The organism is Devosia alba (assembly GCF_039938915.1).
GTDB lineage: Bacteria > Pseudomonadota > Alphaproteobacteria > Rhizobiales > Devosiaceae > Devosia > Devosia alba.
Window position 1 is genome coordinate 53,310 of sequence record NZ_JBDUUI010000010.1, and the last position, 21,957, is coordinate 75,266.

A 21,957-nucleotide genomic window follows, 5' to 3' on the forward strand; every position below is an offset into this window, starting at 1 on the left:
GACTACTACAGCCAAGATCCCCGCAGCACCCAAGGGAGACCAGTAAATGGAAGCCACGGCAGAACAGACCGCCGATGTGGTCGCCGCCGCCGCCCACGCGGCAATTGGGGGCGCTATCGACCCCTTCACCTTCCGGCTGGCAATTTTCGTGCTGGCGATCTTTGTCGGCTATTTCGTCGTCTGGTCGGTGACCCCGGCCTTGCACACGCCGCTGATGAGCGTGACCAACGCCATTTCGTCGGTGATCGTGGTGGGCGCCCTGCTCGCTGTCGGCGTGCATCTGGCGGCTGACGGGAACTGGGTGTCCAAGGCCTTCGGCTTCATCGCCCTGGTGTTTGCCAGCGTGAATATCTTTGGCGGGTTCCTCGTCACCCAGCGCATGCTGGCCATGTACAAGAAGAAGGGCTGAGCCAATGATCTCTGCGGATATTGCAGCCCTTCTCTATCTGGTCTCCGGCGTGCTGTTCATCATGGCGCTGCGCGGCCTTTCCAGCCCCCGGACAGCCCGGCAGGGCAATACTTATGGCATGGTGGGCATGGGCATCGCCATCCTCACCACGCTGGCCGTTGCCGCGCCCAGTGATCTGATCAGCTGGGTGCTGATCATTGGCGGTATTGCTCTGGGTGGCGGCATTGGTGCCTATATGGCCCGTACCGTCAAAATGACCGATATGCCGCAATTGGTGGCGGCATTCCACTCGCTGGTCGGCTTGGCGGCGGTGTTCGTGGCCGCTGCAGCGCTCTATGCGCCCGAAGCCTTCGGCATTATCGACATCGATCCCGCGACCGGTCTGGCTGTGGGCCTGATCCATGCGCAGGCACTGGTGGAAATGAGCATTGGTGTGGCCATTGGCGCCTTCACCTTTACCGGCTCGGTCATCGCCTTTGCCAAGCTGAACGGCAATATGAGCGGCAAGCCGATCATCCTGCCGATGCGTCACCTCATCCATATCGCGATGGCGGTGGTATTGCTGGCGCTGGTCTGGGCCTTCACCGTCTCGGCTGACCCCATGCTGTTCTGGCTGATCACCATCATTGCCCTGATCCTGGGCGGGTTGATGATCATCCCGATCGGTGGCGCGGACATGCCGGTGGTGGTGTCGATGCTCAACTCCTATTCGGGGTGGGCTGCGGCCGGTATCGGCTTTACGCTGGGCAATACGGCGCTGATCATCACCGGCGCGCTGGTGGGTTCCTCGGGCGCGATCCTGAGCTACATCATGTGCAAGGCGATGAACCGGAGTTTCATTTCGGTGATCCTGGGCGGCTTTGGTGGCGATAGCGGCAGTGCTGCCGCGGGCGTCGAAGACGAACGTCCGGTCAAGCAGGGGGCGGCCGATGACGCAGCCTTCCTGATGAAGAACGCCGGCAAGGTGATCATCGTGCCCGGTTACGGCATGGCGGTGGCCCAGGCCCAACATGCGCTGCGCGAAATGGCCGACCTGCTCAAGGCAGAGGGTGTCACGGTCAAATACGCCATCCATCCGGTGGCCGGTCGTATGCCCGGACACATGAACGTGCTGCTGGCAGAGGCCAATGTGCCTTATGACGAAGTGTTCGAACTCGATGACATCAACTCCGAATTTGCCCAGTCTGACGTGGCGTTCGTGATTGGCGCCAATGACGTGACCAACCCGTCAGCCAAGACCGACAAGACCTCGCCGATCTACGGCATGCCGGTGCTCAATGTCGAAGACGCCGGCACGGTGCTGTTCATCAAGCGCGGCATGGCAGCGGGTTATGCCGGGGTGCAGAACGAGCTGTTCTTCCGCGACAACACTATGATGCTGTTCGGCGATGCCAAGAAGATGACCGAGGACATCGTCAAGGCGCTCGGCCACTAGGCTGGTTCGAAGATTAAAAAGGGCCCGCTTCGGCGGGCCTTTTGCATTCCGGATGCCTCAATAATGCGGCGGCGGCTGTTCGCTGGAAGGATCGGCGATGTGGACGCCGGAGCGGACCTGCTGCTCGATGGTGTCGAGCTTGCGCTTGAGCAGGTCAATCTGCTGCCACTGCGCCGTGATGGTCGCGTTCAGCTCATCGATGGTCTGGTCCTGATAGGCAATGCGGGTTTCCAGCGCGTCCAGGCGGTCGGCGAAATCGGTCATCAGGTCACTCCGGGCTGGACAAACGGGCCGCTGCCAGTGTGGGCCCCTGCGCTGGTCTCTGGCGCCGAGGGGGAAGGCGAGCCGATGTGCATCACCCCTGCCGATACAGTTGCTGATGCTGTTGCGCAAGAGGGGTGACGCGGCACGAGGGCGGGTGGAATTGACCCATACGGAACTCTATTGCCGCAAACGCCGTTACTTCTGCAGTTAGAGGCAACGGCGGGAGCCGACCATGGCGACCAGCAGCGCAATCTCAGTTCCAGTTCAATCAGGTTTTTTGGGCTTTGCTGCCTTTGACAGCAATCGGCGCGACACCCTTGGACTGGTGCTCAGCATCTGTCTGCCGCTTAGCGTGTTTGTCATCGCCAATGGGCTGGCCGAACTCAACGGCGTGTTGCCGCTGTTCTTTGCCCCGTTCGCCTTGCCCGGTTGGCTGGGCGCGGCCCTGCATATCGGTAGCCTGCCGCTGTTTGGCGTCGCCCGCTGGATGGTCGCTGGCCGCGGAACAGCCGGGCGGCGCGCTGGCTGGTGGCTGGTGGCGCTGATGGCCGGCACGATCGGCTTCCCCTTTGTCGTCTTCTTGCTCGATTCCTTTGCCTTGGCCGTGCTGTCGATGCTGCTGTTGCTGGTCGGCCTGTCTACCGTCGTGCGCGTGGCACAGATTTCGCCGCGCGCCGCGGTGATCATGGCGCCGGGACTGGCCTGGATGGGGCTCAGCGCCTTTATTGGCCTCAGTCTGGCCGCTGGCTGGACGCCGCCCTTCAGCCTCACCAATGCACAGGGTCAGGCCACGCAGTAGAGCCGGTTACATCGGGGTGCGTTCTTGCAGTTGCCTGCGTTCCGCGCCATGTGGGGAGCAAAAGGGAATTACCATGACCAAGATGCTCAAGATTGATGTGTTCACCGATGTCGTCTGCCCGTGGTGCGTGATCGGCTCGGCGCGGCTGGACAAGGCGATTGCCGCGCTGCCCGACGATGTCGAGGTGGTGGTTGAAAACCATCCATTCTATCTCGATCCCAATACGCCCGAGGAGGGCGTCAACGTGTTCGAGATGCTGCGCGAGAAATATGGTCGTGACCCGCGCGAGATGTGGGAACGGATCGAGGGCGAAGCCAAGCGACTGGGCATTGATCTTGATCTCAGCAAGACCGAGCGCCGCTATCCGACCAACAAGGCGCATACTGTGACCCGTCTGGCCAAGCCGCTGGGCATTCAGTTTGAACTGTCCAAGGCGATCGCCAACGCCTATTTCCTCGAGCATCGCGATATCCATGATGACAATGTGCTCGCTGACATCGCCGTAGAATACGGCATGGAGCGCGGCGAAGTGCTCGATGCGATAAACGACGAGAACGAGCTGGCGATCACCGAGCAACTGGCCACCGACGCTGCCGCGCAGGGCATTCGGGGCGTGCCGTTCTTCATCTTCGGCGAGAAATATGCGCTATCGGGCGCCCAGCCCGATGAAGTGTTTGATCGCGCTTTGGCCCAGACCATCGACGAGCTCTGACGCGGGCCGCGGTGACTGGCATTGCCGTGCCGTTCGTGTAGGCTCGCACCGCTCATTGTTCGAGGTCAGATCGGTGAAAATACTTGTCCGTATTGTGCTGGTGGCGGCACTGGTGCTGGTGATCGCCTATGCCGGGGTGGTCGGCTACATGTATGTCAATCAGCGGGCGCTGCAATATGACCCGGCCGGGCCGATCACCGCGCTGGCCGATACGACGCTGCGCGTCGCGCAAACCGTGACCATTCCATCCGGAGACGGGGTGATCAATGGCTGGTATCAGGCGCCGGCTGCCGGCAAGCCGCTGATCATCTACTACAAGGGCAATTCAGGCAGTTTCAGCGAGGAACACGAACGCTTCGAGCAGTTCGTGGCCGATGGTTATGGCTTTTTGTCGTTCGACTATCGCGGCTTTCCGTTGTCGCCCGGCGCGATCAGCCAGGCGGGGATTCTCGAGGATGCCACCAGTGCCTTTGACTGGGCCAGCCAGTTGGGCTTTCCCATCCTGATCTGGGGGCGCTCGCTGGGCACGGGGCCAGCGAGCTATGTCGCCAGTATCCGCGACGCCGAGGCCTTGTTGCTGGAGACCCCATTCCTGTCGGCCGCAACCGTGGGCAGTGAGCGCTATCCCTACCTGCCGGTGGCGTTGGTGATGCAGGATCAGTTCCCGGTCAATCATTGGATCGTTGATGTCGCGGAGCCGGTGCTGGTGGCGCATGGCACGGGCGATCTCACCATCGATGTCAGCAATGGCCAGCGGGTCTATGACCTGGTGCCCAACAAGGATGAGCTGTGGATCGAGCCGGGGGCCGGGCATGGCGATCTCTGGGATGGGGGCATCTGGCAGCGCGCCAAACCCTTCTTTGGGCGGGCGATGGCCGCTCGGTGACGGCACCGCTCAAGACGCCGATGTCGTCGCCGCGGACCCGCTTTTGAAACGAGCGGCGGCGCACTGTCGTGGCCGGGCTGACCGATCGCGGTCGAGCTGCAGCGGATGGCTTTCGGCTCCTGGACCATCCTTGCACACCAGAGCTGAGCTGGCGCGAACTGGACACAGCAAAACGCCGCCCCGAGGGACGGCGCTGCAAATTTCTGTGCGACAGTGCGCTTAGTTGCGCGGCGTTGTCGCTGCGCTAGGACGCACGGGCTGACCCGGACGTGGTGCCGGAGCCGGCAGACCACCTTCACGCTGCAGGCGCTTGCGAGCCAGCTTGCGGGCCCGGCGAATTGCCTCGGCCTTCTGGCGAGCCTTCTTCTCAGATGGCTTTTCGTAATAGTTACGAAGCTTCATCTCCCGGAACACGCCTTCGCGCTGCAGCTTCTTTTTAAGCGCGCGGAGCGCCTGATCAACATTATTATCGCGAACGACTACTTGCAAAGGTCAACCGCCCTTTCGAAGCTTGGACATGTGGGTTTGGATCGTGGCGCCGCGGCAAGATACCCCGTCGCCGACCAGCAGGGCTGATCACCGTGGGCCGCTCTATAGCTCAGCTATCGGACCTTGTCCACCGACTCGTGGAGAAAAACCAGGGAAGTCGTGCGGTACGGCTTGCCTGAATTGCCGGCGCGGCAAACAGTCCGCACAATGGGTTACCCAAGGAGGCGGGACTTGACTGATACACTGATGCTGCTGCCGGGTTTGAACTGTGACGAGCGGTTATGGCGCGATGTTGCAGCCGGGCTGGCCGACATTGCAGACTCCAAAGTGGTCGATCTGAGTGTTGGAGAAACGATAGCCGGCATGGCGCACCTCGTGCTGGCGGCGGCACCGCAGCGATTCTGTCTGGCCGGGCTATCCATGGGTGGCTATGTGGCGCTCGAGGTCATGCGACAGGCGCCGGAGCGGGTAATGGGGCTGGCCCTACTCGATACCTCGGCCCGGCCGGACGACGATGCCCGGCGCGAGGTGCGGCGGACCGGCATGGCAGCGGCGGCGCAGGGCAAGTTCGGGCTGGTGGTGCGGGCAATGCAGCCGGGCCTGCTGGCGCCGCAGCATCTGGACCAGCCGGTGGCTGCCGAGGTGATCGCGATGTCCGAGCGGACCGGAGCCGAGGTCTATCTGCGACATCAGCGGGCGATCATGGAGCGAATCGACTCGCGTCCGTCGCTGGGCGCGATTGACGTGCCGACGCTGGTGGGGGTGGGAGAGTCTGATACGCTGACACCCCCGGAACTGGCGCAGGAGATGGCTGGTGCCATCCCGGAGGCAGTGCTGGTGGTGTTTGCGGGCGCCGGGCATATGTCGACCATGGAGGCGCCCGAGGCCGTGGGCGCGGCGATGCGCGCCTGGCTGGCGCGCGTCGGATGGTTCAGAAGCGGCGGGTGATGCGGTTGATATGGCCCATCTTGCGGCCCGGGCGGGCTTCAGACTTGCCGTAGAGATGAGGTTGGGTATTACCGGCGGGCACACGGGCGACATCATCGCCGATGAGATTTTCCATCACTACATCGGCCATGCGCGCCGGGTCGCCCAGCGGCCAGCCGAGCACGGCGCGGATGTGCTGTTCGAACTGGTCGGTGAGGCAGACTGCTTCGGTCCAGTGGCCTGAATTGTGCACGCGGGGCGCGATCTCGTTGACAATCAGGCTGGGGCGGTCGGTGCCGGGCACCACGAAAAACTCGACGCCGAGCACGCCGACATAGTCGAGTGCCACCACGATGACCTTGGCCAGCATGGCGGCATGCTTTTCGACGCCGGGCGCGATATTGGCCGGCACCGTGCTGGTGTGCAGGATGTGGTTGGTGTGGACGTTTTCGGCCGGATCAAAGCTTTTGACTTCGCCGCTGGCATTGCGGGCCACTACAACCGAGATTTCCATTTCGAACGGCACAAAGGCCTCAAGCACCAGCGGCTTTGGCTCAAGTGCCGCAAAAGCTGCTGCAGCATCAGTGCGCTCGCGCAGCACCCGCTGGCCCTTGCCGTCATAGCCCAGCCGCGTGGTCTTGAGCACGGCTGGCAGACCCAGTGCGTCAATGGCGGCCTCCAGATCGGCCAGCGTCGCGACGGCGCGATAGGCCGCGACGGGAATGTTCTTGCTGGCCAGGAAGGTCTTTTCGGCCAGCCGGTCCTGGGCAATGGCCAGGGCGTTAACCCCCGGATGCAAAGGCTTGCGTGCGGCCAGCAGTGCGGCCGTGGCCGCCGGGACGTTCTCGAATTCATAGGTGATGACATCGACTGCATCGGCAAAGGCGGCGAGTGCAGCCTCGTCGTCATAGGCCGCCACGGTCTTGTGCGGGGTAACCTCAAAGGCCGGGCTATCGGGGTCGGGGCAGAAGATATGGGTGCGCATGCCCAGGCGGCTGGCCGCGAGCGAGAGCATGCGCCCGAGCTGGCCACCACCGAGAATGCCAATCATGCTGCCGACGGGCAGCGGCGTGGTATTTTGCGTCACAGTCTACTCGGTATCGGCAGGAAACAGGGGGACAGCGGCCGTCTGGCGGGCACGATAGCGGTCGAGGCGATCAGCCAGATCATCATCGAACAGCGCCAGCACGGCGGCGGCAATCAGTGCGGCGTTGATGGCGCCGGGCTCGCCAATGGCCAGCGTGCCGACGGGAATGCCGCCGGGCATCTGGACGATGGAGAGCAGGCTGTCCTGCCCGTTAAGTGATTTGGAGCGGACCGGCACACCAAACACCGGCAGCGGGGTCATGGCGGCAATCATGCCGGGCAGGTGGGCTGCACCCCCAGCGCCGGCGATGATGACCTTGAAGCCCTCGGCCCGGGCATTGCTGGCAAATTCGAACAGACGCTCAGGGGTGCGGTGGGCCGAGACAATGCGCGCCTCATACTCGACCTCGAGGGCTTCGAGGGTTTCGGCGGCGAGACGCATGGTGGGCCAGTCCGACTGGCTGCCCATGACGATGGCGATCTGTGGTTGGGTGAGCACGGCCGATTCCCCCATCGGTCTTTGCAAAGCGCGGACCTAGCCTAAATGTTGCCATACATCAAGGCTGCGGCGCCATCAGGCGATGATATCGGGCAGAAGAATATTCTCCAGCTCGGTGATGCGATCCTTGAGCGCCAGCTTGCGCTTTTTGAGGCGCTGAATGAGCATGCGATCGGCCACATGAGACTGGGTCAGCGTATCGATTGCCGCATTGAGATCGCTGTGTTCCTGGCGTTTTGTTGCCAGTTCCAGACCATATTTGGCTTCTTGTTCTTTGGTGAGCGACAACATCAATTCGAGCGCACCCAAACCCCGTAACACATACCCTTGGTTAACCGATCAGACGGGCATTTGCACCCAATTTTCCATGCACCCATCAAGACGGTCGACATTGCGTGAATTATTTGTGACGATCAGTCGTCCACAGAGGCTTGCAAGGAGTTGTTATGACGACTGAAGGGCATATCGCGGCGCTCGAACGGCGCCATCAAGAGTTGGATCGCCAGATCGAGGCCGAGCTGCATAATTCCAAGGCCGACAGTCTGACGGTTACCGCGCTGAAGCGCAAAAAACTCGAGATAAAGGACGCACTCAACAAGTTCAGCATGACAGGATAAGACGGCGGCGCCGTTTCCCCCAATTGGGGTGGAGGGTCACAGTGAAAGCTGCGGCCCTTTTTTGTTGCCGGAGTGCGGCGATGCGGTCAGAGACCGAGAAACACCCCGCGTGCACCATCCCAGACCAGTTTGAGCGCGAGCAGAAAAACCAGCCAATAGGCAATGCGATAGAACAGTTGCATCGAAATGCGGCGGACCAGGAAGATGCCGGCAAAGACACCGGCAATCCCAACCGGGATGAACATGGCCGAGAGCTGCAAATTGTGGACGTTGAGCTGACCCAGAAAGAAATAAGGGATCAACTTGGCGGAGTTGACGATGAAAAAGAACACCGCACTTGTGCCGGCGTAAATCGCCGGCGGCAGACGTTGGGGCAGTGCATAGATCTGGTATGGCGGACCACCAGTGTGGCTGATGAAACTGGTGAAGCCGGCAAAACTACCCCAGAATATGCCCCAGGGACGTGATGGCGGCAGTCCCTCGAGTTTCTTGCGCAGTGGCAGGATGGCGTCGAGAATGAACAGCAGGGTCACGATGCCGACAAACAGCAATACCATATCGTCGGACACGAAAGACCACAGCACCCAGCCGACAAGCGTGCCCACGGCGGCTCCCGGCAACATGATGCGCAGCAGACGCCAGTCCACGTCATTGCGATAGGCATAGACGGCGATGATATCCATGGCGATCAGTACCGGCAGCAATACGCCTGCGGCGTCACGGGCCGGCATGATCAGGCTGAGCAGGGGCACGCCAACCATGCCCAGACTGCCCAGTAGGCCCGCCTTGGACAAACCGACGAGCAGTACGGTGAAAACGGCGACCGCGACGAAATAGGGATCGAGCATGGGCATGAAGTCAGTCCGGGAGGGTGCGTACTACTCGGTACGCCCAGGCTCGTCGTTGTCAAGCCTGGGGGCGGACGTATCCGCCTTCATGGTCGCGTTGAGCAGGCCCATGGCGCTCCGGACCATGCCGATATAGGCCTGTTCGTCGCCGCGGACCGCAAAACTGTCCTGCAGCAATTGATTATCATGTTCTTCGAAGGCGCGAGCCAGACGCTCGGCCTCATCGGTATCATAGCCAAGCCTGACAAGCACCTTGGCGCCCAGATTGATGGCGGAGAGGAAGGTCTCACGCTCGAAGACCTCGATGCCCATGGCCATCAGTTCATGGGCATGACCACGATCAACGGCACGGGCTGCGACGGTGACGTGGGGGAAATGGCGGTGAACATTGCGGGCAACGGCCAGAATGCGATCGCGGCCCCCAACAGCGATGACCACCAGATCTGCACGCTGCACACCAGCGGCATGCAGCAGATCAAGGCGGGCGGCATCGCCATAGAACACCTTGACGCCAAATCGGCGCACCAGGGCAATCTGAACCGGATCATCATCGATCAGGGTCATTTCGAAGCCCTGCGCGCGCAGCATGCGCGTGACGATCTGGCCGAAGCGACCATAGCCCAACACAACGATCTTGCGTTGTTCATCAATGGATTCGTCGGGGGGCGGTGTAGCCCGGCCATGGAGGCGCGGGGCGATTAGCTTGTCAAAGATGAACAGCAGCAGCGGCGTGGTGACCATGGAGAGCGCCACGACCACGCTCATAATGTCGTAGTCGGCGGTGGCAATGGCGTTCTTGGTGCGGGCCAGTTGCAGCACAACAAAGGCAAACTCGCCGGCCTGGCTGAGCATGACCGCGAACAGCATGCGGTCGGCAAAGTGCATGCGGAACATCGACGCCAGAGCGAACAGGACCACCATTTTTATGGCGACCAGCCCGATGACGATAATGGTGATGCGGATCGGATCGGTGGCCAGAACGGAGAAGGCGATCGACATGCCCACCGAGATGAAGAACAGCCCCAGCAGCAGCCCCTTGAAGGGCTCCAGATTGCTCACCAGTTCATGGCGATACTCGCTGTCGGTGAGCAGCACGCCGCCGATAAATCCCCCGAGTGCGGGGGAAAGCCCAAGTTGCTGCGTGACAAAGGCGGCGCCAACCACCATGGCCAGCCCCGTGGCGGTAAAGGCCTCGCGCACGCCGGTGCGGGCGACATAGCCCAGCAGCGGGTGCACCAGATAGCGGCCTGCCAGCAGGGCGGCGATGAAGGCACCGACCACGGAAAGCGGCATCAGCCAGTCGACAGGATTCTCCAGCGCCGCAACGGCCTGGTTGACCTCGGCATCTATGGCCGCACCACTGCTGGCAATGGCGAGCAGGGGAATGGCCGCCAGCACGGGAATGATGGCGACATCCTGCACCAGCAGCACGGCGAGACTGGCCCGGCCGGTGTCGGTAGCGGTGATGCCGCGCTGCTCGACGGTTTGCATGGCAATGGCGGTCGAGGACATGGACAGCGCCAGTGCCATGATGACGGCGACATTCCAGGACATGCCGGTCAGCGTCAGCAGTAGGGTGATGACCGCTGAGGTGACAATGACCTGGGTGACGCCCAGGCCGAGCACCTTGTGACGCATGCGCCACATTTCCCTGGGCTGCAGATCCAGGCCGATCAGAAACAGCATCATGACAATGCCGAATTCGGCAATGTGGCGGATGGTATCGGTGTCGGCCACCAGGCGCAGGCCATAGGGGCCGATCAGCACGCCAGCGGCAAGATAACCCAGCACCGTGCCGAGACCCGCGGCCTTGGCCAGGGGGACCAGCGCCACGCTGGCCGCCAGCAGGACGAAAATGGCCAGCAGGAGGTTGTTTTCCATTCTGCTGGCCAGTTCCTAGTTAGTTGTCGGAATCGTTGTGAACCGATTTGAGCTTGGAGAAAACCGAAGCAGCATCGAAATCGTCCTGCGCTTCGGCGGGGCGATGATCGTTGGCCGCAAATTCGCTGTTCTCGTCACTGTGGCCACGGGCGCCGGAGCGGGCCAGGGCTTCCTCGGCGGTCATCAACATGGTGCCTTCTTCGGCCTGATCAACGCCCGGACCACCCTTGGAAGCGCGCCCGACTTCCAGATCGAGGTCAATCTGGCTGCACAGACCCAGAGTGACGGGGTCCATGGCGGCCAGATTGGCGGCATTCCAGTGCGTGGACTCGCGCACCGAGTCGATGGTCGACTTGGTGGTGCCGACCAGACGCATGATCTGGGCGTCCTTGAGTTCGGGATGATTGCGTACCAGCCACTTGATGGCGTTGGGACGCTCATTGCGACGGGAAATCGGGGTGTAGCGCGGGCCCTTGCGCTTGGCAGCGGCGACGCGAACCTTGGGTTCGCTGAGCTTGAGGCGGTAGGCCGGATCGGCTTCGGCCTTTTCGATCTCTTCGCGAGTCAACTGACCGTTCTGGATCGGGTTGGCGCCCATGATGCCGCCGGCGACGTCGCCATCGGCAATGCCCTGAACTTCGAGCGGATGCAGCGTGCAGAAGGCGGCGATCTGGTCGAACGACAGCGCAGTGTTGTCGACGAGCCAAACGGCAGTCGCCTTGGGCATCAACAGTGGCTGGGTCATGATAAATCTCTCCTGCAGGCGCGGCCGGTTTTCCTCCGGACCGCTCCGCCTCTTTGCTTCATGCTGAGGGGGAACTTCGCCAATATATGGATTCCTGGCCCGATCCGCAATGGTAATATGGCATTTGCCCACTGGCTGGTCGGCTATTGCCCGGCGCCGAAGGGACTCACCAGCACCAGTTTGCCGATGTGACCGCGGGCTTCCATGCTGGCATGGGCCTGCGCCGCCTGTTCGATCGGGAAGCTGGTGACCATGGGCCTGGTGAAACCGGGTGCTGCCAGCGCCGGCAGCAGGTGGGCCCTAATATAGCTGGCGATGACAGCCTTGGTCGCCGCCGTCTGGGGGCGCAGCGTCGAGCCCGAGAGCGTCAATTGCTTGGCCATGATGGTGCGCAGCGAGATTTCGGCCTTGGCCCCGTCAAGGGTTGAAACCTGCACAATGTGTCCGCCACGGGCCGAGGCGGCCAGATTGGTCTGGGCCATGGCGCCGCCAATGATGTCGAGCACGCGATCAACGCCGCGACCCTCGGTAAGCTCGAGCGCGCGGGTCGCAATATTCTCGCTGGTGTAATCAATGGTGGCGACCGCGCCCAGGCGGGTGGCATAGTCGGCCTTGGCGGCGGAGGAGACAACGGCGATCGCGCGGGCGCCCAACAGGGTGGCGATCTGGATCGCGGCGCCACCAATGCCGCCGGCAGCGCCGTGTATCATGACACTCATGCCGGGATCGAGCCCGGCGCGCAGCACCAGGGTCTGGGTCACGGTAAACCAGGTTTCAGGTAGGGCGGCTGCTTCGCTGAGGGTCCAGCCAGCGGGTACCGGCAGCGCCTGGCCCGCCGGGACGGCGACAAAATCGGCATAGCCGCCGCCATTGGTCAGCGCCATGACCTGATCGCCAATCTGCCAGCCCTCGACAGCGCTGCCGATTGCGGCGATCACGCCGGCAACTTCCAGACCGGGTAGGGGCGAGGCGCCGGGTGGGGGATCATATTGGCCACGCCGTTGCGCCAGATCGGGACCGTTGACGCCGCTGGCGGCGACGCGGATCAGCAGGTCGCCTGCGCCGCAAGCCGGCATGGGCCAAGGCTGGCGCCGCAGAACGTCTGGGCCGCCGGGCGTGCTGATGGCGACAGCGTGCATGGTGTCGGGCAGGGTATGGGCTTGGGTCATGGCGCCATGCTGTGCGAAGTGGGTTTGTTCCGCAAGCCCGTCACGCTAAGCTGAAAAATCCTAGTGCAGGAGGCCGCCATGGACGAAGACATAAACAGCAAGCCGAGGGCGCATGAGGTCGGCATGGTGATCGATACGATGTCGGTCGAAGAACTCACCGAACGCATTGCCCTGCTCGAAGCAGAGATTCTGCGCCTGCGCGCGGCAATTGATGCGCGGGGGCAGACGCTGCAGGCGGCGAAGTCGATCTTCAAGTTCTGACGGCCCGCTACGGGCACCATAGTTCGTCGGCTGCCCGCGGCGGACGGGATTGAGCGTCGCCGGGGGCCGTAGCGGTGCGGATGCGGCGGGACTGATCGTGATGGTCGCGATTGGCGCTGCCCCGCGCCCCGTCAACCTGAGCGCGACGAGCGGTGTCGGGCGTCGTGCCAGCGATAGCCATCAGACCCATAAGCAGGCCAGCGGCGGCGCTGGGGGACAGGCTGGTCATATCTTGCTCTCCATCAGGGCACGGCGACACGATCAGCTAGGCAGCGAGAGACTGCTGGTCGTCGGAGCGACTCATTGATTGTGCGTTGACTCCAGTTGCCCTGCCCTGCGGGTGGAAGTGAACAGCTCGACAAATGTTAGGGTTAAGAAATCGAGTCTTGTTAACTCGCAATTAACAGTTTGACCGTAACCTCTCATTATTCAGTTTGTTCTGAATTTTTCAGAGCGGTTTCTCCCTCTGTTTGACGCCTCCCTGTTAACTTCGAGAGCGGTTCATCCCGCTCTTTTTTCTTTTCAGGCGTCTATTGCTCATCCCCTTGCCGTTGTTTTAAAACTCCGTTCATTGTCATGGTGCGTGATAGGATAGGATAATGGCTGGCGTAAGCGTCGGCAGTGGTTGGTGCGTGAGGAGACAGCTGGTTGGCGGATGTGAACGAGACTGGATCGGCCATCGCGATTGGCCCCCGCATCGTGGCCGCAGGTGGCTTTGGCGTGTTGTATCGCGAAGGCATGGCGCTGATCGAGGATGTGGCCGGTTATCTGGATGGCGAGGGTCGCGGCGATAGCCGTATTCTCAGCCGCGAGGCCTCCTTCGTCTACGCCACCGAATCCATGCGCCTGACCACACGGCTGATGCAGCTGGCCTCTTGGCTGCTGCTGCAACGCGCCGTCAATGAAGGTGAAATCACCAAGGAAAATGCCCGCTCCGAAAAGGAAAAGGTCAAGTTCTCGGCGACGCCGTCGCAACGCGGCGGCCCGGGCTATGACCAATTGCCGGAGAAGTTGCGCGAGTATATCGACAAGGGTGACCGGCTATTTGATCGGGTCATGCAGTTTGACGCGCTGGAACGCGGCAAGATGAGCGAGCTTGATCCGGGCACCGCCAATGGCATTGCCGATCAGTTGGCGCGGCTGAAGGCAGCCTTTGCCCGGGCTTAGGGCCGCCACCGTGTTGAGGATACCGCAGCGACATAAAAAAACCCGGCACGATGGCCGGGCTTTTCAATTCTGTCGCAGGCTGGCTTAGATGCCCAGACCCTTGAAGCGCTCCTTGAAGCGCGAAACGCGGCCGCCGCGATCAAGCAGCTGGCCCGTGCCGCCAGTCCAGGCGGGATGGGTCTTGGAGTCGATGTCCAGCTGCAGCGTGTCGCCCTCTTTGCCGTAGGTCGAACGAGTCTGGTACTTGGTGCCGTCGGTCATCACCACATTGATCACGTGGTAGTCCGGATGGATATCAGCCTTCATGGTATTCGCCTCAAATCAAACGGGCGCCGCAGCGCCCGGAGAGCATCTAGAATTGGTGTTGGCCGCTTCATACAGAAAGCCCATGCACTCTGCAAGGGCGTGGCGCGGCAATTTCACGCCGGACAAAGCGGTTGCCGCCCGCCTGACCAGTCCCTATATCGGAGCCACAGCGCGGCCCGGAAGTTCCGGACCCCATCTCTACAGAGTGGCGTGACCGAGCGATGACAGACCAGACCGTTCCGGTTCAGGCCGATTCCAGCAACACCCAGAATAAACCCGAGATCGCACCAGTGACGCCGCCGCGCAAGCTGCAGCCGCTGCGTCGACTGGTACCGTTCATTCTGAAGTATCCGGTGCGGCTGTCCCTCACCGTGCTGTTCCTGCTGATTTCGGCGGTGTCGTCGCTCTCGATTCCTGCCGTGCTCGGCGGCGCCATTGATGAGGGCTTCATCGAACAGAACCTGGAGAATGTTGGCCGCTATGGCTGGCTGATCGTGGGCATTGCCGCGATCATGGCATTGGCCAGCGGGGCGCGGTTCTATTTCATCTCGGTGATTGGTGAGCGCGTGCTGGCCGATTTGCGCCAGGCGGTGTTTGTGCACCTGCTGCGGCTGGACGCCCGCTATTTCGATACCAATCGGGTCGGCGAGCTGACCAGCCGTCTCAATGGCGACGTGGCGGTGATCCGCAATGCGGTCGGGTCCAGCTTCTCGCTGGCGCTGCGCTCGGTGGTCACCATTATCGGCGCGCTGATCATGATGTTCCTGACCAGCCCGGTGCTGACACTGGCGGTGGTTATTGCGGCGCCAGCGCTGCTGCTGCCACTGATCGCCTATTCGCGCCGGCTGCGCGGCATGTCGCGCCGTACCCAGGACGCACTGGCTGATCTGAGCGCCATGGCCACCGAGATGCTGGGCGCGACCCGTACCGTCAAATCCTTCACCCAGGAAAATACCCAGGCGGCGATTTATGATGCGCGCAGCGAGGACAGCTATCGGGCCGAAGTGCGTCGCCTCGGCGCGCGCTCGGTGCTGGTGGGCATGGTCATCTTTCTGGGTACATCGGCCGTGGTGTTCCTGGTCTGGTGGGGTGCCCGCGCCGTATTTGCCGGCACAGTCACCGCTGGCCAGCTAACGCAGTTTCTGGTCTATGCGCTGATGGCCTCTGGCGCCCTGACCAATGTCAGCGAAGTCCTGGGCATCCTGCAGACCGTGGCCGGGGCAACCGAGCGGCTGACAGAAATTCTCGATACCGAAGCCAACATCAAGGATCCGGTCAATCCAGTACCGCTGCCCGTGCCGGCGCTGGGAACAGTGGCCTTCGAGAATGTCGATTTCGGCTATCAGACCAGCGGCTTTGAACGCGTGCTGACCGATCTGAGCTTTACCGTGGACTTGGGTGAAACCGTCGCCCTGGTTGGGCCGTCCGGCTCGGGCAAGTCGACCACCCTGGCCCTGCTGCAGCGGTTTTACGATGTCGGGGCCGGGGTCATCCGCGTCGACGGCATCGACATTCGCGATGTGCGGTTGGAAGAACTGCGCCAGCGCTTTGCCTATGTCGAGCAGGAACCCACCATCTTTGCAGGCACGATTGCCGACAATATCCGGTTTGGTAAGCCTGAGGCGAGCCAGGCCGAGGTCGAGGCTGCCGCCAAGGCCGCTTTGGTGCACGATTTTGTCGTGGAATTGCCGCTCGGCTATGATGCGATTGTCGGCGAGCGCGGCGTCATGCTGTCGGGCGGACAGAAGCAGCGGCTGGCGATCGCCCGCGCGATCCTGAAAAATGCGCCGATCCTGCTGCTCGACGAAGCCACCAGCGCGCTGGATGCCCAGAGCGAGCAACTGGTGCAGATTGCCTTGGAGCATTTGATGCGCGGCCGTACCACACTGGTGATTGCCCACCGCCTGGCAACGATCCGCGATGCCGACAAGATCCTGGTGCTGGATGGTGGCCGGATCATTGATCAGGGCACGCATGACCAATTGGTGGCCAAGGGCGGTCGCTATGCCGAACTGGCCAAGCTGCAGTTCCGGCTGGACAACATCCCAGCGGTCTGAGGGTCAGCCCTCGGTCAACTTGAATTCGATACGGCGGTTGCGGCGATAGGCTTCGTCAGTCGTGCCCGGATCAAGCGGGGTAAACTCACCAAAGCCCGCGGCCACCAGCCGGTTGGGTGAAACGCCCTTGCTGACCAGATATTGCGCCACGGAAATGGCGCGGGCTGCTGACAGCTCCCAATTGGATGGGAAGCGCGCATTGCTGATCGGGCGGCTGTCAGTATGGCCGTCAATACGCAGCACCCAGTTGATGTCGGTCGGAATTTCAGTTTCGAGCTGCAGAATTGCATCGGCCAGGGCATCGAGGTCGGGCAGGCCCTCGGGCTGCACATCGGCCTCTCCAGGGCCGAACAGTACTTCGGACTGGAAGACGAAGCGGTCGCCTACCACGCGCACATCGGCGCGGCCCTCCAGGATTTGCCGCAGGCGGCCAAAGAAATCGGAGCGATAGCGGGTGAGATCCTGCACGCGTTGGGCCAGAGCGACATTGAGGCGCCGGCCGAGGTCGGCGATCTGGGTGCGCGACTGCGTGTCGCGGGCCTCGGAGGCCTCTAACGCGGTTTCCAAAGCGCCGATCTGGGTGCGCAAAGCGGCCAATTGCTGGTTGAGCAGCGCCACCTGGGCATTGGCCTCGTCGGACAGTTCCTGGGCTTCCATCAAGTCGCCCTGCAGGCCGGCAATGGCGGCGTCCTTTTCATCGGCACCCTCGCCAATGCCAGCAAGCTGGCTGGCAAGGCTGGCATTGTCGGCCTGGGCACTGCCCAGGGTGGCGGTGAGATTGGCGATCTGGCTGTTGAGATCATCGGCATTGGCGCGCTCGAGCTGCAGCAGATCGGTCAGTTCGGCGATCTGGCTGTTAAGGCGGGCGAGCGCGGTGTCACGGCCCTGCAGTTCCTGGCCCAGGAAGAACTGGGTCAGCATGAACAGGCTGAGCATGAAGATGATGACCAGCAGCAGGCTGGATAGGGCGTCGACGAAACCGGGCCAGTAATTGGCCTCGATGCGCCGGCGGGAACGGGCTCCCGGCATGGGTCTAGTTCCGCCGCTCGTTGTCGGACTGGGTCAGGACGGCGTCGATCAATTCGCGCAATTTGCGGTTGGTTTCACCTTGCTCGTCGATGTGCTTGCGCAGATCGTCCTGCTCGGTGCGGATATGCTTGACCAGGCCGTCAATGCCGCGCGCCAGTTCCGCCATGGCGCGAATGGCGTTCTGGCTGGAGTTCTGGTTCTGCATCGAGCTGCCGAGCTTGTCGAACATGGCCTGCATTTCCGGCCCGCCGGCATTGGCCTGCATGGCACTGACCGGGTGATCGAGCTCGGTCATCGAGGTCATCCAGTCTTCGAGGTCGGTATAGAATGCGTTCTGGGCCTGGCTGGTTTGCAGGTCGAGAAAGCCCAGCACCAGCGAGCCGGCGAGGCCAAACAGGCTGGAGGAGAAGGCGGTGCCCATGCCGGCCAGCGGCGCGGTCAGCCCTTCCTTGAGATTGGAAAACAGGGCGGCGGAATCGCCGGCGGTGACGTCGAGCTGGTTGATGACCCCGGCGACCGAGGTCACGGTCTGCAGCAGGCCGTAAAACGTGCCCATCAAGCCGAGAAACACCAGAAGTCCGGTCAGATAACGCGAGGTATCCTTGGCCTCATCAAGCCGGTTGCCGACGCTGTCCAGGATCGAGCGCATCGAGGTCGGGGTGATCACGGCTTCGCCGATGCGCTCGCGCAGAATGCCAGCAACGGGGGCCAACAGGATCGGGGCGCGCACATCGGTAGTGGTGCCGTCCTGCAGTGAATTGACCCATTTCACTTCGGGGAACAGCCGCACGACCTGGCGGAAGCTGAGAAAGATGCCGATTGCCAGGGCGAAGAAAATCATCGAGTTGATGAAGGGGTTGGCCCAGAAGAATGTGGAGATGGTGCTGAACAGGATGGCGCCAACCAGCACCACCAGCACCAGAAAAATCAGGATCTTGATCAGATAAACAGTGGGACTGCCGAGGTGGTAAGGATCGTAGCCTTGCGTCATCTATGCCCTCTGCCTCGCCCCGAACCGCAAATCACTGCGCGCAAGACTAGTCAGACCTGCGTTATGGGGCAATGACAAAGGTTAATGGGCGGGCAGCTGTGAACGCGGCGCCCGGGCAGGACGCCGCGTCGGAGCGATCCTACTGGATTGGCTTGAGTTCCTTGAGCAGCGCGGGCTGCAGGGTTTCATTGCCCGCCACGATCTGGCCATTCCAGACCGAACCGGGCGAACCGGCATAGTCGGTGACAAAGCCCCCGGCTTCCTTGACCATCAGCATGCCGGGCGCGACGTCCCACGGGGCCAGCCCAGCTTCCCACAGCGCGTCATAGCGGCCGGCGGCCAGCCAGGCCATGTCCATGGCGATCGAGCCGGAGCGGCGAATGCCAGCCACGGCCGGATTGATATGGGCCAGCTGACGCAATTGCAGGCTGTCATTGGCCGTGCCCTGGGTCTTGATGCCGGTGCAAACCACGGCGTCGGCCAGCGACTTGCGACCGGCAACGCGCAGGCGCTTGCGATCATTGAGCCAAGTGCCGCCGCCCTTTTCGGCGGTGTAGAGTTCATCGAGCACGGGATTGTAGATCACCGCCGCGACGATCTCATTGGCGCGTTCGAGCGCAATGGCCACGGCAAAGAGCGGGATTGAGTGCAGGAAATTGGTGGTGCCATCGAGCGGATCAATGATCCAGCGGTGCTGGCCATCGGTGCCGGCCACTTCGCCACCCTCTTCCATCAGGAAGGCATAGGTGGGACGGGCCTTTTGCAGCTCGGTGAAAATGATCTGCTCGGCGCGCAGATCGGCCTTGGAAACGAAGTCGGCAGGGCCCTTGCGGGAAACCTGCAGGTTTTCGACTTCGTTGAAGTCCTTGGTCAGCGATCGACCGGCCTTGGTGGCCGCGCTTACCATGACATTGAGAATTGCAGAACGTGCCATTGTCAGTCCGCCCGACGCAAATAGGTGGTTTCGGTGGTGTCGACGACGATGCGTTCGCCAACGGCGATAAAGGGTGGAACCATGACCTTGAGGCCATTGCCGACCTTGGCCGGCTTGAACTGGTTGGAGGCAGTCTGTCCCTTGGTGACCGGATCGGCCTCAATCACTTCGAGTACCACATTGGGCGGGAAGCGGACACCCAGCGGGGTGTCTTCATGCATTTCGAGGGTGATCTTCATGCCATCCGAGAGGAAGGCGGCGCGCTCGCCGACGAAAGCCTTGGCCAGTTCGACCTGCTCATAGTTCTGCTGATCCATGAATACCAGACTGTCGCCCTGCTCGTAGAGATAGGTGAAGTCGCGGAATTCGAGTTCGACCTGCTCAACGGTTTCAGCCGAGCGGAAGCGCTCATTGAGCTTGGTGCCGGTCAGGATCGCCTTGAGTTCGACCTGGGCATAGGCGCCGCCCTTGCCGGGCTTGACGTGATCGACCTTGACGGCGACCCAGAGGCGGTCCTGGTGGTTGATGACAAAGCCGGGGCGAATTTCATTGCCATTGATCTTGGCCATGCGGGTGGGTGCTTTCGGGTGCGCGACGGTTGGAGGGGGCCACGCGCGCCGGATGCGGCTGGCCGAAGTTGATTGGGCTGATGGGCGTGGCGCTTATTGCCCCAGAACGCCGGTGGGTTCAAGGGTTTTGCGGTTCACTCGATGGGGGCGCGTCGGGCGCCTCGGGATCGGCCTCGCTTGCCGGTGCCGGATTTTCGCTGTCCGGAGCTGTTGTGGTGGGGATTTCGAGGATCGTCTCGATGGTGGGCGCATCGGACGGCACGGGCGACGGCCAGAGCCGGGCGCGCTCCTCAGCCCTGGCCAGGTCCTGCGGCGGAATGGAGATCAACAGCCGGTCCAGCGAGGGATCGTTCAGACCCTGGCGCCGCGACAAGGCGCGCCACATCGCTGCGCCCTCAAGATCGAGCGGCACGCCTTCGCCAACCGCGAGCAGCTTGGCATACCGGTTCTGTGCCACGGCGTTGCCGGCCTCGGCGGCACGGGCGTACCAGCTCGCGGCAGCCTCGACATCCTTGTCGACCCCCTTTCCCATATAGAGCAGGGTGGCATAATCGACCTGAGCGGCGGGCAAATTCTGGATGGCGGCGCGTTCGATATAGCGCGCGCCCGCCTCGGGGTCGGGCGGCAGCCCGGCGCCTTCGATCAGCATGGTGCCGTAGTCATATTGCGCCTCGGGCAGTTCGGCGTCTGCGGCCTCCTTCATCAGGGTGGCGGCGGTGGCGAGGCTGGGCGAGGCATAGACGCCTTCGATATGGAGCAGCGCCATATTGTATTTGGCCGGGATATAGCCGGCCTCGGCAGCCTTGCTGAACAGGTCGGCGGCGCGGGCGCGGTTCTTCGGCACGCCGACGCCCTCCTGATACAGCAGCGCCAGCTCGAAAGTGGCCAGCATGTTGCCATTGTTGGAGGCCAGCTGATACCAGCTGGCCGCGCGCTGGTCGTTCTGCGCGACGCCCAACCCCTTGGCGTAAATTTCGGCAATCAGGGTCTGCGCGGCGGCATCACCCTGTTCTGCGCGAGGGAGGGCGAATTCCAGCGCAGTCAGGAAATAGCCGCGCTGGAAAGCGCCAAAAGCCAGATCGGTGGGGACGCGGGGGCCAAAGACCTGATCGCTGATGCGTTCGCCAGGATTTTCCTGGGGCGCTGCGACCACTGCGGCGTCCTGCGCCACGGCGGGGAGGGGCAGAAGCAGGGTCAACAGCGCCAGATGGCGGAAACGCGGTTTGCTCATGGCGCCGTCAACGCGGCGCTGAGGGCGCTGGCGGCGGCGGCAGGATCGGGGGCCGACCAGATCGAGCTCGACAGCGCCAGAAATTCGGCGCCGCGGGGGTCGACGGCTGGGGTGGCGCCGGGGTCGCTGAGCACGGCGGGAATTTCAAAGGTTGCGGCCCACCATTCGGCAAGGTCAGCGGCAGCGGCGTCACTGCTGCCCTCGAGTGGGCCGAAGAACAGATAATCCACGTCGAGTTCGCCAGCCGTCATGGCGTCATGGCGGGTTGGCGCAGGCCCGGTACCAACGATCATGGCCGGCTTGACGGCGGCGAGCACGGCTTTGACCGCCGCTGGTCCGCCCGTGACGTGGACGCCATCTGCGCCGAGCCGCTTGGCCAGAACCGCATCATCCTCGATCAGCACGGCGCAGCCAGCACTCTGGCCGACACTCACCAATGGCGCAGCCAGCTTGGCATAGGCCGCATCGTCGAGCTTGCCACGGCGCACCAGCAGGGCCGAGAAGGCGGCGCTGTTCAGCACGGCCAGCAGCGTCTGGGCAAAGCTGGCTGGATCGGCGACGTCCGGGGTAATCAAATACAGCTGCGGGGACATGGTTCTCAATACTCGACGCTATCGACCTCTTCATGATCGGCCATTTTGGCAAC

Annotated in this window: 27 protein-coding genes; 10 read left to right on the forward strand and 17 right to left on the reverse strand. The window is 62.4% G+C overall.

Annotation, left to right across the window (positions count from 1 at the left end):
- Positions 1 to 46 precede the first annotated feature (46 nt).
- Together ABFY71_RS14540 and ABFY71_RS14545 are read left to right on the forward strand one after the other, a co-directional pair.
- On the forward strand, positions 47 to 409 hold the full coding sequence (locus ABFY71_RS14540; protein ID WP_305581097.1) for a proton-translocating transhydrogenase family protein: 363 nt from the start codon (positions 47 to 49) through the stop codon (positions 407 to 409).
- A gap of 4 nt (positions 410 to 413) precedes the next feature.
- Entirely contained in the window at positions 414 to 1,844 is a 1,431-nt protein-coding gene (locus tag ABFY71_RS14545) for an NAD(P)(+) transhydrogenase (Re/Si-specific) subunit beta (RefSeq protein WP_371136226.1), read from the forward strand.
- A 57-nt stretch (positions 1,845 to 1,901) separates the two neighbouring features.
- On the opposite strand, the gene ABFY71_RS14550 is transcribed toward ABFY71_RS14545, so the two are convergent.
- A complete protein-coding gene (locus ABFY71_RS14550; RefSeq protein WP_305581095.1) occupies positions 1,902 to 2,108 on the reverse strand; it encodes a SlyX family protein in 207 nt (68 codons plus the stop codon).
- A 232-nt stretch (positions 2,109 to 2,340) separates the two neighbouring features.
- Between ABFY71_RS14550 and ABFY71_RS14555 the strand changes: the two genes are divergently transcribed.
- From ABFY71_RS14555 to ABFY71_RS14565, 3 genes are all read left to right on the forward strand, one after another.
- Positions 2,341 to 2,907: a tryptophan-rich sensory protein gene (locus tag ABFY71_RS14555; protein ID WP_347946731.1), complete on the forward strand. Its 567-nt coding sequence runs from the start codon at positions 2,341 to 2,343 to the stop codon at positions 2,905 to 2,907.
- A 73-nt stretch (positions 2,908 to 2,980) separates the two neighbouring features.
- Entirely contained in the window at positions 2,981 to 3,619 is a 639-nt protein-coding gene (locus ABFY71_RS14560; protein WP_347946732.1) for a DsbA family oxidoreductase, read from the forward strand.
- 73 nt (positions 3,620 to 3,692) lie between these two features.
- Complete coding sequence (locus ABFY71_RS14565) at positions 3,693 to 4,505, forward strand: alpha/beta hydrolase (RefSeq protein ID WP_347946733.1); 813 nt, start codon at positions 3,693 to 3,695, stop codon at positions 4,503 to 4,505.
- 219 nt (positions 4,506 to 4,724) lie between these two features.
- Here the strand turns inward: ABFY71_RS14565 and rpsU are convergent, their stop codons facing one another.
- Complete coding sequence (rpsU, locus tag ABFY71_RS14570; RefSeq protein WP_305581087.1) at positions 4,725 to 4,994, reverse strand: 30S ribosomal protein S21; 270 nt, start codon at positions 4,992 to 4,994, stop codon at positions 4,725 to 4,727.
- A gap of 231 nt (positions 4,995 to 5,225) precedes the next feature.
- On the opposite strand from rpsU, the gene ABFY71_RS14575 reads away from it, so the two are divergent.
- Positions 5,226 to 5,942: an alpha/beta fold hydrolase gene (locus ABFY71_RS14575; protein ID WP_347946734.1), complete on the forward strand. Its 717-nt coding sequence runs from the start codon at positions 5,226 to 5,228 to the stop codon at positions 5,940 to 5,942.
- Here ABFY71_RS14575 and ABFY71_RS14580 read toward each other — a convergent pair.
- The 3 genes from ABFY71_RS14580 to ABFY71_RS14590 all read right to left on the reverse strand — a co-directional run bounded on the left by ABFY71_RS14580 (position 5,926) and on the right by ABFY71_RS14590 (position 7,797).
- Complete coding sequence (locus ABFY71_RS14580; protein ID WP_347946798.1) at positions 5,926 to 6,972, reverse strand: 5-(carboxyamino)imidazole ribonucleotide synthase; 1,047 nt, start codon at positions 6,970 to 6,972, stop codon at positions 5,926 to 5,928. The two genes, ABFY71_RS14575 and ABFY71_RS14580, sit on opposite strands and share 17 nt — an antisense overlap.
- A 39-nt stretch (positions 6,973 to 7,011) precedes the next feature.
- Positions 7,012 to 7,506, reverse strand: a complete 495-nt coding sequence (gene purE, locus ABFY71_RS14585) for a 5-(carboxyamino)imidazole ribonucleotide mutase (protein WP_347946735.1) — start codon at positions 7,504 to 7,506, stop codon at positions 7,012 to 7,014.
- A 75-nt stretch (positions 7,507 to 7,581) separates the two neighbouring features.
- Complete coding sequence (locus ABFY71_RS14590; protein WP_305581109.1) at positions 7,582 to 7,797, reverse strand: YdcH family protein; 216 nt, start codon at positions 7,795 to 7,797, stop codon at positions 7,582 to 7,584.
- Between the two features lie 155 nt (positions 7,798 to 7,952).
- On the opposite strand from ABFY71_RS14590, the gene ABFY71_RS14595 reads away from it, so the two are divergent.
- Positions 7,953 to 8,123 (forward strand): YdcH family protein, encoded by a 171-nt coding sequence (locus ABFY71_RS14595; RefSeq protein WP_305581079.1) that lies wholly within the window; start codon positions 7,953 to 7,955, stop codon positions 8,121 to 8,123.
- 86 nt (positions 8,124 to 8,209) lie between these two features.
- On the opposite strand, the gene ABFY71_RS14600 is transcribed toward ABFY71_RS14595, so the two are convergent.
- The 4 genes from ABFY71_RS14600 to ABFY71_RS14615 all read right to left on the reverse strand — a co-directional run bounded on the left by ABFY71_RS14600 (position 8,210) and on the right by ABFY71_RS14615 (position 12,766).
- The gene (locus ABFY71_RS14600) at positions 8,210 to 8,977 is read right to left on the reverse strand and encodes a sulfite exporter TauE/SafE family protein (RefSeq protein ID WP_347946736.1); all 768 of its coding nucleotides are present in this window, start codon (positions 8,975 to 8,977) and stop codon (positions 8,210 to 8,212) included.
- Between the two features lie 24 nt (positions 8,978 to 9,001).
- A complete protein-coding gene (locus ABFY71_RS14605) occupies positions 9,002 to 10,852 on the reverse strand; it encodes a monovalent cation:proton antiporter-2 (CPA2) family protein (RefSeq protein ID WP_347946737.1) in 1,851 nt (616 codons plus the stop codon).
- Positions 10,853 to 10,871: 19 nt separating this feature from the next.
- On the reverse strand, positions 10,872 to 11,597 hold the full coding sequence (locus ABFY71_RS14610; RefSeq protein ID WP_347946738.1) for a DUF1013 domain-containing protein: 726 nt from the start codon (positions 11,595 to 11,597) through the stop codon (positions 10,872 to 10,874).
- Between the two features lie 143 nt (positions 11,598 to 11,740).
- Positions 11,741 to 12,766: an NAD(P)H-quinone oxidoreductase gene (locus ABFY71_RS14615; protein ID WP_347946739.1), complete on the reverse strand. Its 1,026-nt coding sequence runs from the start codon at positions 12,764 to 12,766 to the stop codon at positions 11,741 to 11,743.
- Between the two features lie 78 nt (positions 12,767 to 12,844).
- Here ABFY71_RS14615 and ABFY71_RS14620 point away from each other — a divergent pair, with 78 nt between their 5' ends.
- On the forward strand, positions 12,845 to 13,027 hold the full coding sequence (locus tag ABFY71_RS14620) for a DUF1192 domain-containing protein (RefSeq protein WP_305581068.1): 183 nt from the start codon (positions 12,845 to 12,847) through the stop codon (positions 13,025 to 13,027).
- A gap of 7 nt (positions 13,028 to 13,034) precedes the next feature.
- On the opposite strand, the gene ABFY71_RS14625 is transcribed toward ABFY71_RS14620, so the two are convergent.
- Positions 13,035 to 13,256 (reverse strand): hypothetical protein, encoded by a 222-nt coding sequence (locus ABFY71_RS14625; RefSeq protein WP_347946740.1) that lies wholly within the window; start codon positions 13,254 to 13,256, stop codon positions 13,035 to 13,037.
- Positions 13,257 to 13,684: 428 nt separating this feature from the next.
- On the opposite strand from ABFY71_RS14625, the gene rcdA reads away from it, so the two are divergent.
- On the forward strand, positions 13,685 to 14,194 hold the full coding sequence (rcdA, locus tag ABFY71_RS14630; RefSeq protein WP_347946799.1) for a protease adaptor protein RcdA: 510 nt from the start codon (positions 13,685 to 13,687) through the stop codon (positions 14,192 to 14,194).
- Positions 14,195 to 14,278: 84 nt separating this feature from the next.
- Here the strand turns inward: rcdA and rpmE are convergent, their stop codons facing one another.
- Positions 14,279 to 14,500: a 50S ribosomal protein L31 gene (gene rpmE, locus ABFY71_RS14635; protein WP_305581065.1), complete on the reverse strand. Its 222-nt coding sequence runs from the start codon at positions 14,498 to 14,500 to the stop codon at positions 14,279 to 14,281.
- A 221-nt stretch (positions 14,501 to 14,721) separates the two neighbouring features.
- Here rpmE and ABFY71_RS14640 point away from each other — a divergent pair, with 221 nt between their 5' ends.
- The gene (locus ABFY71_RS14640; protein ID WP_347946741.1) at positions 14,722 to 16,557 is read left to right on the forward strand and encodes an ABC transporter transmembrane domain-containing protein; all 1,836 of its coding nucleotides are present in this window, start codon (positions 14,722 to 14,724) and stop codon (positions 16,555 to 16,557) included.
- Positions 16,558 to 16,560: 3 nt separating this feature from the next.
- Here the strand turns inward: ABFY71_RS14640 and ABFY71_RS14645 are convergent, their stop codons facing one another.
- The 6 genes from ABFY71_RS14645 to ABFY71_RS14670 form a co-directional block, all read right to left on the reverse strand.
- The gene (locus tag ABFY71_RS14645; protein WP_347946742.1) at positions 16,561 to 17,586 is read right to left on the reverse strand and encodes a peptidoglycan -binding protein; all 1,026 of its coding nucleotides are present in this window, start codon (positions 17,584 to 17,586) and stop codon (positions 16,561 to 16,563) included.
- A 4-nt stretch (positions 17,587 to 17,590) separates the two neighbouring features.
- A complete protein-coding gene (locus ABFY71_RS14650) occupies positions 17,591 to 18,577 on the reverse strand; it encodes a flagellar motor protein MotA (protein ID WP_305581059.1) in 987 nt (328 codons plus the stop codon).
- A 139-nt stretch (positions 18,578 to 18,716) separates the two neighbouring features.
- Entirely contained in the window at positions 18,717 to 19,511 is a 795-nt protein-coding gene (locus tag ABFY71_RS14655; protein ID WP_347946743.1) for an inositol monophosphatase family protein, read from the reverse strand.
- Between the two features lie 2 nt (positions 19,512 to 19,513).
- A complete protein-coding gene (efp, locus tag ABFY71_RS14660; RefSeq protein ID WP_305581055.1) occupies positions 19,514 to 20,080 on the reverse strand; it encodes an elongation factor P in 567 nt (188 codons plus the stop codon).
- Positions 20,081 to 20,198: 118 nt separating this feature from the next.
- Positions 20,199 to 21,311 (reverse strand): tetratricopeptide repeat protein, encoded by a 1,113-nt coding sequence (locus tag ABFY71_RS14665; RefSeq protein ID WP_347946744.1) that lies wholly within the window; start codon positions 21,309 to 21,311, stop codon positions 20,199 to 20,201.
- A complete protein-coding gene (locus ABFY71_RS14670; protein WP_347946745.1) occupies positions 21,308 to 21,904 on the reverse strand; it encodes a thiamine phosphate synthase in 597 nt (198 codons plus the stop codon). The genes ABFY71_RS14665 and ABFY71_RS14670 overlap by 4 nt, the downstream gene beginning before the upstream one ends.
- Between the last annotated feature and the right edge of the window lie 53 nt (positions 21,905 to 21,957).

Excerpts from the sequence above, each read along its gene's own strand:
- ABFY71_RS14655 (WP_347946743.1), bottom strand. The coding sequence starts at position 19,511 with ATGGCACGTTCTGCAATTCTCAATGTCATGGTAAGCGCGGCCACCAAG.
- efp (WP_305581055.1), bottom strand. The coding sequence starts at position 20,080 with ATGGCCAAGATCAATGGCAATGAAATTCGCCCCGGCTTTGTCATCAAC.
- ABFY71_RS14545 (WP_371136226.1), top strand. The coding sequence starts at position 414 with ATGATCTCTGCGGATATTGCAGCCCTTCTCTATCTGGTCTCCGGCGTG.
- ABFY71_RS14610 (WP_347946738.1), bottom strand. The coding sequence starts at position 11,597 with ATGACCCAGCCACTGTTGATGCCCAAGGCGACTGCCGTTTGGCTCGTC.
- ABFY71_RS14540 (WP_305581097.1), top strand. The coding sequence starts at position 47 with ATGGAAGCCACGGCAGAACAGACCGCCGATGTGGTCGCCGCCGCCGCC.
- ABFY71_RS14615 (WP_347946739.1), bottom strand. The coding sequence starts at position 12,766 with ATGACCCAAGCCCATACCCTGCCCGACACCATGCACGCTGTCGCCATC.
- ABFY71_RS14595 (WP_305581079.1), top strand. The coding sequence starts at position 7,953 with ATGACGACTGAAGGGCATATCGCGGCGCTCGAACGGCGCCATCAAGAG.
- ABFY71_RS14620 (WP_305581068.1), top strand. The coding sequence starts at position 12,845 with ATGGACGAAGACATAAACAGCAAGCCGAGGGCGCATGAGGTCGGCATG.
- ABFY71_RS14645 (WP_347946742.1), bottom strand. The coding sequence starts at position 17,586 with ATGCCGGGAGCCCGTTCCCGCCGGCGCATCGAGGCCAATTACTGGCCC.
- ABFY71_RS14605 (WP_347946737.1), bottom strand. The coding sequence starts at position 10,852 with ATGGAAAACAACCTCCTGCTGGCCATTTTCGTCCTGCTGGCGGCCAGC.
- ABFY71_RS14650 (WP_305581059.1), bottom strand. The coding sequence starts at position 18,577 with ATGACGCAAGGCTACGATCCTTACCACCTCGGCAGTCCCACTGTTTAT.
- ABFY71_RS14670 (WP_347946745.1), bottom strand. The coding sequence starts at position 21,904 with ATGTCCCCGCAGCTGTATTTGATTACCCCGGACGTCGCCGATCCAGCC.
- ABFY71_RS14550 (WP_305581095.1), bottom strand. The coding sequence starts at position 2,108 with ATGACCGATTTCGCCGACCGCCTGGACGCGCTGGAAACCCGCATTGCC.
- ABFY71_RS14625 (WP_347946740.1), bottom strand. The coding sequence starts at position 13,256 with ATGACCAGCCTGTCCCCCAGCGCCGCCGCTGGCCTGCTTATGGGTCTG.
- ABFY71_RS14560 (WP_347946732.1), top strand. The coding sequence starts at position 2,981 with ATGACCAAGATGCTCAAGATTGATGTGTTCACCGATGTCGTCTGCCCG.
- ABFY71_RS14580 (WP_347946798.1), bottom strand. The coding sequence starts at position 6,972 with ATGATTGGCATTCTCGGTGGTGGCCAGCTCGGGCGCATGCTCTCGCTC.
- ABFY71_RS14600 (WP_347946736.1), bottom strand. The coding sequence starts at position 8,977 with ATGCCCATGCTCGATCCCTATTTCGTCGCGGTCGCCGTTTTCACCGTA.
- rpmE (WP_305581065.1), bottom strand. The coding sequence starts at position 14,500 with ATGAAGGCTGATATCCATCCGGACTACCACGTGATCAATGTGGTGATG.
- ABFY71_RS14555 (WP_347946731.1), top strand. The coding sequence starts at position 2,341 with ATGGCGACCAGCAGCGCAATCTCAGTTCCAGTTCAATCAGGTTTTTTG.
- ABFY71_RS14590 (WP_305581109.1), bottom strand. The coding sequence starts at position 7,797 with ATGTTGTCGCTCACCAAAGAACAAGAAGCCAAATATGGTCTGGAACTG.
- ABFY71_RS14640 (WP_347946741.1), top strand. The coding sequence starts at position 14,722 with ATGACAGACCAGACCGTTCCGGTTCAGGCCGATTCCAGCAACACCCAG.
- ABFY71_RS14665 (WP_347946744.1), bottom strand. The coding sequence starts at position 21,311 with ATGAGCAAACCGCGTTTCCGCCATCTGGCGCTGTTGACCCTGCTTCTG.